Below are 7297 nucleotides of genomic sequence, written 5' to 3'. Positions count from 1 at the left end.
GACCCGGTGCGCCACGCCGTGGGTCAGCGGGTCCGGTCCGGCCATGACGTCCAGCAGGAGCGCGAGGTCGCGGGCGCTGCGGGCCATCGGGCCGACGACGGCGAGGTCGAGGTCGACCGGCAGCGCCGGCGTGGCCGGCGGGACCATGCCGCGGACGGCCGCCAGCCCGAGGGTCGGCTTGTGCGCGTACACACCGCAGAAGTGCGCCGGGGTGCGCAGCGAGCCGGCGATGTCGGAGCCGAGGGACAGCGCGCCGAAGCCGGCCGCCAGTGCCGCCGCCGAGCCGCCGGAGGAGCCGCCCGAGGTGCGTCCGGGGTCCCACGGGTTGGTGGTGGTGCCGTAGATGTCGTTGAAGCTCTGGATGTCCTGCAGCCCCAGCGGCACGTTGGTCTTGCCGAGCACCACCGCGCCCGCCGCCTTGACCCGCGAGACCTGCACCGCGTCCTCGGCCGGCACGAAGTCCCGGTGCGCCGGCATGCCCCAGGTGGTCGGCAGCCCGGCGACGTTGTACGACTCCTTGACCGTCACCGGGATACCCAGCAGCGGCCGGTCCTCCCCGCGTGCGCGGGCCTCGTCGGCACGCCGGGCGGCGGCCCGCGCCCGCTCGAAGTCCGGCACGCAGATCGCGTTGATCACCTCGTCGTCGCGCTCGATGCGGGCGATCGCCTCGTCGGTCAGCTCCGCCGACGTCACTTCACCGGCGCGCAACGCGGCAACGAGTTCTTCGGCCGTCTGAAAGCTCGATTCCATGGATCCGAAGCTAGCGAGGCGCTGGTGGGGGCACGAAATTTCTTTTCACACAACGCCGCGCACCGGGACGGATGTCTCAATTCCTGTCCACTGAGCGGCTATGTCCCCGTTGTACGTTGTGCCTTGTGCTGGAAGCGCTGGGCATGACTCCCGACGAAGAACGGGTCTACCGCGTGGTCGTCGGCGGCTACCGGAGCGGCCCGGGCGAGATCGCGGGCAAGGCGGGGGTGCACCGCCGCGAGGTCGACGCCATTCTGGCGGTCCTGCTGGCGAAGGGGCTCATCAGCAAGAGGGGCGAGCACTACGTGTCCGCGCCGCCGGACGTCTCGCTCGGCCCGCTGCTGGTGCACGGCCAGGAGCAGCTGGAGGCCGCCCGGGCCGCGGTGTCGCAGCTCGCCGAGGAGTACCGCGCCAGCGTGCGGCGGCGGGACTCCGCGCAGCTCGTCGAGGTCATCACCGGGGTGGACGCGATCCGGCGGCAGGCGCTCAGCATCCAGCGCGGTGCCCGCGAGGAGTCGCTGTGGTTCTGCCTGGAGGGCAACGTCGCGATGGCGGCGTCGGAGAACGTCGAGGAGGCGCTGGCGCAGGCTCGCGGCGTGCAGTACCGCGTGATCTACGAGACCGGCCTGCTCGAAGAACCCGGCCGGATCGCCAACGTCCTGGAGGGGATCGAAGGTGGCGAGATCGCCCGCTCGATCTCGAAGCTGCCGGTGCGCCTGGCCATCTCCGACCGCAAGGTGGCGCTGTGCCCGCTGGTGAGCCACGACAGCGCCGGGGAGCCGACCGCCGCGCTCGTGCGGGAAAGCAGCCTGCTGTCCGCGCTGGTCGCGTTGTTCGAGGTCTACTGGGAACGCGCGTCGCCGCTGCGGATCGGCGACACCGCGCCGTCGGGCCACCTCGACCCCGACGAGCGGCGGCTGCTGTCCCTGCTGATCAGCGGGGTCAGCGACAAGTCGATCGCGACGCAGCTCGACGTCAGCTACCGGACCGTCCAGCGGCGGCTGCAGGACCTGATGCGCCGGGTCGACGTCCGCACCCGGATGCAGCTGGCCTGGCAGGCCAGCAAGCTCGGCTGGCTGGACGAGCCGGGCCCCGGGCACCTCCTGCCGCGAACCGGCGGAAGGCACCCGGAGCCCGTGGGCGACGCTATTTCGAGCTGAGCCCGTACGCCCGGAGCACCGTCTGGTCGACGCTGTTCCCCGCGCTGTCGGTGGCCTGCACGCGCAGCGCGACGTAGGAGTTCGTGGCACCGAGCGGCGGGTGGTCGACGGTGGCCTCGTAGGACTTCCCGGTCCGCTTGACGTCGGCCACGCGCCAGGTCTTGCCGTCGTCGTAGGACACCCAGGCCTTCATCGACCGCACGTCCGGCGCGGCCATCCCGTCCTGGAACCGCGCGGTCAGGCCGATCCTGGCCTTCCGGCCGGCCGGAAGGCGGTTGCCGGAGTCGGCGTCGACCGCGTAGTCCAGCTGCAGCAGCGGAAGCAGCGCGGGCGAGGCCGACCGGGCCGAGCGGAACGTCCACGACGTCCGCGTGCTGGTGCCGAACAGCCATTCCGGCGAATCGCGCCGGACCGACAGGTCGAGCCGGTAGGTCGCCGGGTCCGCGCCGGCGGGGAAGGTGCCGAACGCGTAGGGCTGTTCCGACACGAGTTCGCCGTCGCGGAACAGCTTCGCCGACGTCACGGCCGGTCCGGCCTGGTCGTCACCCTCGTTGAACCCGTAGTGCCCGGCCTGGCTGTCGACGAACTCCGGGATCCGGATCCGGAGGTGGTCGCCCTCACGGGCCGAGTCCAGGCCCGGTACGCCGCGCGGGATGGCGGGCCGGACGACCGGCGCGAACCAGTCCTCGCTGAGCTTCTCTCCGTCCTGGTAGGTCCGCGGTGCCGTGGTCATGCCGCCCTGGAGCGGGGACATCTCGTCCCAGATCAGGCCGTGCTTGACCCGGTGCTGCCACAGGGTGTCCCCCGAGCTGACGTACTCCTCGCGGGTCGACGGCGTCGCCACGCGCCGCTGGTACTCGTTGACGGCGAAGTCCTGCCACGGCTTCCAGGCGAACCGCTGCTCCTTGGCCTCGCCGCCGCTGCCCGTTTGCCGGTAGTGGGTGGTGACGGTCGCGGTGTTCGCCGCGGTGACCCGGTGGACGATCCGCTCCGGGATCCGGTCGTGCTCGGTCTGGACCACGTCGTAGAGGTACGGGCTGACCGGGATCCCCCGCAGGCTCAGCAACGCCGGGAGCCACTTGAGGCGCGCGAGCAGGGCCACGCCCTCGTCCCGGTCGAGCTGGACGGTCGGGACCGGCAGGGACGGCGCCGCGCTGATCGACGGCACCGAGGCGCCGCTCCAGCCGTCCGGCACGACGATGAAGACCATCGCCGCGCCGGCGGCCGCGGCGGCACGGGAAACGTCGTCGCTGTTGTAGTCCGCCGGATCCGGGTCGACGACCGCGACCTTCCCGCGGACGTTCACCCGCTGGAAGTCCGCCGGCTTGCCCTGCCCCGCGGAGACGGCCGGCAGCAGCCGCCAGCCGTCCAGCTTGGGCGATCCGGCGAGGTAGCGGGTCGTGAGCGGGTCGCGGTCGCCCAGGACGGTCGCCGTCAACGGCGGCGCGATCCGCGACCAGCGGGAGCCGAATTCGAAGGCACCGGTGGTCACCTTCGGCGTCGGGGTGACCCACAGCTCGCGGGTGTAGTCGAACTGCATGGCGTAGTTCGCGATGCGGCGCGGGCCGAGTTCCCGGTAGGTGTAGTAGCTCCAGATCCCGGCCTGTTCCGACGGCTTGGGGGTCTCGACCTCCACCTTCACCGCCTTGCGCGCGTCCAGCACGAGGTTCGTGTCGCCGGTGACCCGGATCTCCGGCAGCACGACCTGGTGGACGGTGCGGCCGTCGCCACCGCCGTCGACCTCCGCGGTCAGGTAGTACACGCCCGCGCCGAGCTCCAGCGTCAGGCTGTCGCCGCCCAGCCAGGTGTTCACGTCGTAGCGGTAGTCCTCGCCGTACATCAGCAGCCACGGCGCGACGGCCGGCTTGCCCCGCAGGTCGAGCGCGGAGATGGTGACCTTGTGCTTCGGTGCGGTCTTGTCCGCGCCGACGGCGGTGTGCACGAGGACTCCGTCCGCGGTCGCGGTGAGCCGCCCGCTGTAGGTGCCCGCGGCCAGTTTCGCCGGGTCGCCGGTGAGCACGACCTTCGCGGTGCCGCCGGCCGGGACGTCCAAAGTGGACTTGTCGAGCCGGATCCCGTCGGCGGCCGGGACGCCGGCGAGGGACTTGGCGTCGAGCGCGAGCTTCAGCGAGACCGGCGTGGTGCCGGCGTTGGTGTAGGTGACCTCTTTGGACACCGCTGCCTTGCCGTCTTCGACCGCGCCGAGGTCGAGCGTGCCGGTGGCGAAGACCTGCTGCTTCACCGCGCGGGCCACGTCGACGCGGCCGCCGCCCTGCTCGAACACCGAGAGCCCGGCAGCGGTCAGTGACGTGCTGGCCAGCGCGTCCTTGAGCCGGCTGCCGGTCCAGTCGGGGTGCTGCTGGGCGAGGATCGCGGCCGCGCCGGCGACGTGCGGCGTGGCCATCGACGTGCCGGAGGCGGCGGTGTAGTGGTCGTCGACGACGTCGCCCATCGCGGTCCCCGCGGCGCGCGCGGCGACGATGCCGACGCCGGGCGCGGTGATGTCGGGCTTGACGGCGTTGTCACCCAGGCGCGGGCCGCGGCTGGAGAACGACGCCAGGCGTTCGTCGCGGCCGACGGCGCCGACGGTCAGCGCGGCGGCGGCGGTGCCCGGCGAGCCGATCGTGTAGGCGCCCTGGTCGCCGTCGTTGCCGGCGGCCACCACGAAGAGCGTGCCGGTCTGCGCGCTGAGCGCGTCGAGACCGAGGCTGAGCGCGTCGGTGCCGTCGGTCGCCCCGCCGCCGAGGCTCATGTTGACCGCCTTGGCGCCGGAGTGCGCCGCCCACTCCATCCCGGCGAGGACCCAGGACTCGTACCCGAAGCCGTCGTCGTCGAGGACCTTGCCGACGAGCAGTTCCGCGCCCGGCGCGGCGCCCTTGAGCTTGCCGCCCGACGCGGCGCCGGACCCCGCGATCGTCGAGGCGACGTGCGTGCCGTGGCCGAAGTGGTCGGTCGTGTCGGGGCTGGTCGTGAAGTTGACCGCCTCGCGCACGCGGCCGGCGAGGTCCGGGTGGGTGGGGTCGTAGCCGGTGTCGAGCACCGCGACCGTGGTGCCGGTGCCGTCGTAACCCGCGGCCCACGCCTCGGGCGCGCCGATCTGCGGGACGCTGCGGTCGAGCGACGCGCGGACCTTGCGGTCCAGGGAGATCCGCTCGACGTCTCCCGAGGAGGCCCAGAACGCGGCGGCGTTCGCCTTGCTGGCCCGCGCCGAGCGGCCGTTGACGCTGGTCAGCGTCACGCCCAGGTCGGCTTTCGCGGTGGTTTTCCGGAGGTCCGTGCCCTTGCGGTAGGTGAGGATCAGCGGCAGGGTCGCCGACTGCTCGTCGGCGTATCCCTCGGCGATCAGCTCGGTGACGTCGAAGAGGGTCCGGTCGACCTGCTTCGACCCCAGCCGCGGCGCGACGTCCTCGGGGAAGACGCTGAGGTGGCCGTCGACCTCCTGCTGGTGGAACCGGATCTTCTCCCGGCCCGGCGCGGGCTGGACGGTGGCGGCCTGCTTGCCGCCGGGCTGCCGCTCGACCTGGACGACGTCCCCGGTGAGCAGGGTGACCGAATGCCGTTCGACACCCGCGGGCGCGGGCGCCGCGGGCCGGCCGGGGGCCGCGTCCGCGGCTCCGGCGGTACCCGCGGCCAGCGCGCCGGCGCAGGCCAGGACCAGAACACGTGATCTCCAGTGCATCGCACCAGGCTCGCGCCGACGCCGTGATCCGTCACTAGGGCGGGCGCGTCCGAAACACGACACGTCGCATCTTCGTCAGCCGGCTGCGTCAGCTTTTCACGAGGCGAAATCCTCCCTAGCGTTCCCGGCATGACCCCACAGCACGCGCTCTGGCTCCCGCTCTTCGACGAGCTGGCCGACCCCGTCCTCGTCGCCGGTCTCGCCGCCGAGGCCGAAGAAGCCGGGTGGCACGGCTTCTTCGTCTGGGACCACCTCCGCTGGCGCGAACCGGTCATCGCCGTGGCGGATCCGTGGATCACGCTGGCCGCGATCGCCACTTCGACGTCGCGGCTGCGCTTCGGGCCGATGGTCAGCCCGCTCAGCCGGCGCCGTCCGGTCAAGCTCGCGCGGGAGACCGCCACCCTCGACCGGCTCGGCGGCGGCCGGCTCACGCTCGGCGTCGGCCTGGGCAGCGACCGGTTCGCCGGGGAGTTCTCCCGCACCGGCGAGGAGTGCGACGACCGGGTGCGCGCCCGCATGCTCGACGAGGCCCTCGCCGTCCTCGCCGCCGCGTGGTCCGGCGAGGAGGTGCACCACCACGGCGAGCACTACACCGTCGACGGCATCCGGTTCCGGCCCACCCCGGCGGGGCGGATCCCCGTCTGGGCGGCGGGTTTCCCCGGCAAGCTCCGGCCGATGCGCCGGGCCGCCCGGCTGGACGGCTACTTCCCCGTCAACCTGGACTCGGCCGACCACCTCGCCGAAGCCGTCGCCGGGGTCGAGGCCCTGCGCACCGGCGACGGGCCGTTCGACTACGTCGTCGAGATCGGGCCCGGCGAGGACGGCTCGCCCTACGCGCGGGCGGGCGCGACGTGGCTGCTCACCGGCTTCGAGCCCGAATCCCTTTCCCTGGACCACATCCGCGGCGTGCTGCGCGACGGGCCCCGCTGAATCACGAGCGGAGGACGAACGTCGCGACGTCCTGGCCGAGCCGCCGGCCCGCGTCGTGGTCGAGCCGGGTGTGGACGCCCGCCACGATCCGGCTCAAGCCCGCTTCGTCGGCCACGTCCTGGAAGCTCGTGAAGTGGCGGACCACGCCCGGCAGCGCCTCGGACGTCACCGCGAGCGGACGGCGGGGGCCGTACTCCTGGCGCAGCACCTGGGCGCCCGCCTGGGAAATCACGCTGTGCGCGCCCGGGTACGCCGGGTCGGGTGGCGTCGTCGCGAGGCTCGACCAGTCCGGGATGCCTTGCGTCGCCGGGTTTCCGTCGTCGGCGGCGAGGCGGACCGCGGTGACCGGGCGCCAGATCCGGTAGTGGTACTTGGCTTCGTAGAACGCGATCACCGCGTCGGCGAAGGCCAGGTTGAGGCGCGCGAACACCCGGGCCGCGACGACCAGGCCCGGGTGCGAGCCGCCGACCACGGACTGGGTGATCTCGTTCCAGTAGTTCCAGATCGGCGCCGCCCAGAAGCGCGCTTGCTGCGTCTCGTCGGCGGTGCGGGTGGTGCCGGTGTCGCGGCCGGCCGCGGCGACCTCCTGCACGGCTTTCGCATACGCCGCACCGGAAAGCGCGGGGTACGCGCCGGGGCGGAAGCGGCTCGCGCGGTCGAGGACGAACGGCGTCACCGCGGCCCAGTGGGTGAACGCGGCGGGCGCGAAGGCCGGGGGCGTCGGGCGGTACTCCCCCGGCGCGGTGCCCGGCGGCAGGAGCGGCGGGGTCGCGGCCGA

The 7297-nt window shown here is 73.1% G+C and carries 5 protein-coding genes; 2 read left to right on the top strand and 3 right to left on the bottom strand.

Features of this window, described 5'->3' with window-relative positions:
- On the bottom strand, positions 1-750 hold a 750-nt coding region (locus G3I65_RS45500), incomplete at its 3' end, for an amidase family protein (RefSeq protein WP_240924606.1).
- A gap of 125 nt (positions 751-875) precedes the next feature.
- Between G3I65_RS45500 and G3I65_RS45495 the strand changes: the two genes are divergently transcribed.
- Positions 876-1910, top strand: a complete 1035-nt coding sequence (locus tag G3I65_RS45495) for a LuxR family transcriptional regulator (RefSeq protein WP_160701607.1) — start codon at positions 876-878, stop codon at positions 1908-1910.
- Here G3I65_RS45495 and G3I65_RS45490 read toward each other — a convergent pair.
- The gene (locus G3I65_RS45490; protein ID WP_160701606.1) at positions 1897-5589 is read right to left on the bottom strand and encodes a S8 family serine peptidase; all 3693 of its coding nucleotides are present in this window, start codon (positions 5587-5589) and stop codon (positions 1897-1899) included. The two genes, G3I65_RS45495 and G3I65_RS45490, sit on opposite strands and share 14 nt — an antisense overlap.
- 129 nt (positions 5590-5718) lie before the next feature.
- On the opposite strand from G3I65_RS45490, the gene G3I65_RS45485 reads away from it, so the two are divergent.
- Positions 5719-6519, top strand: a complete 801-nt coding sequence (locus G3I65_RS45485; RefSeq protein ID WP_160701605.1) for an LLM class flavin-dependent oxidoreductase — start codon at positions 5719-5721, stop codon at positions 6517-6519.
- 1 nt (position 6520) lies between these two features.
- On the opposite strand, the gene G3I65_RS45480 is transcribed toward G3I65_RS45485, so the two are convergent.
- Positions 6521-7297: vanadium-dependent haloperoxidase (locus G3I65_RS45480; protein WP_160701604.1), on the bottom strand; the 777-nt coding region annotated here is incomplete at its 5' end.

Source organism: Amycolatopsis sp. SID8362, from assembly GCF_010550475.1.
GTDB classification, from domain to species: Bacteria; Actinomycetota; Actinomycetes; order Mycobacteriales; family Pseudonocardiaceae; genus Amycolatopsis; species Amycolatopsis eburnea.
Note: the sequence above shows the minus strand (reverse complement) of the source record. Positions and strands in the feature narration are given on the sequence as shown.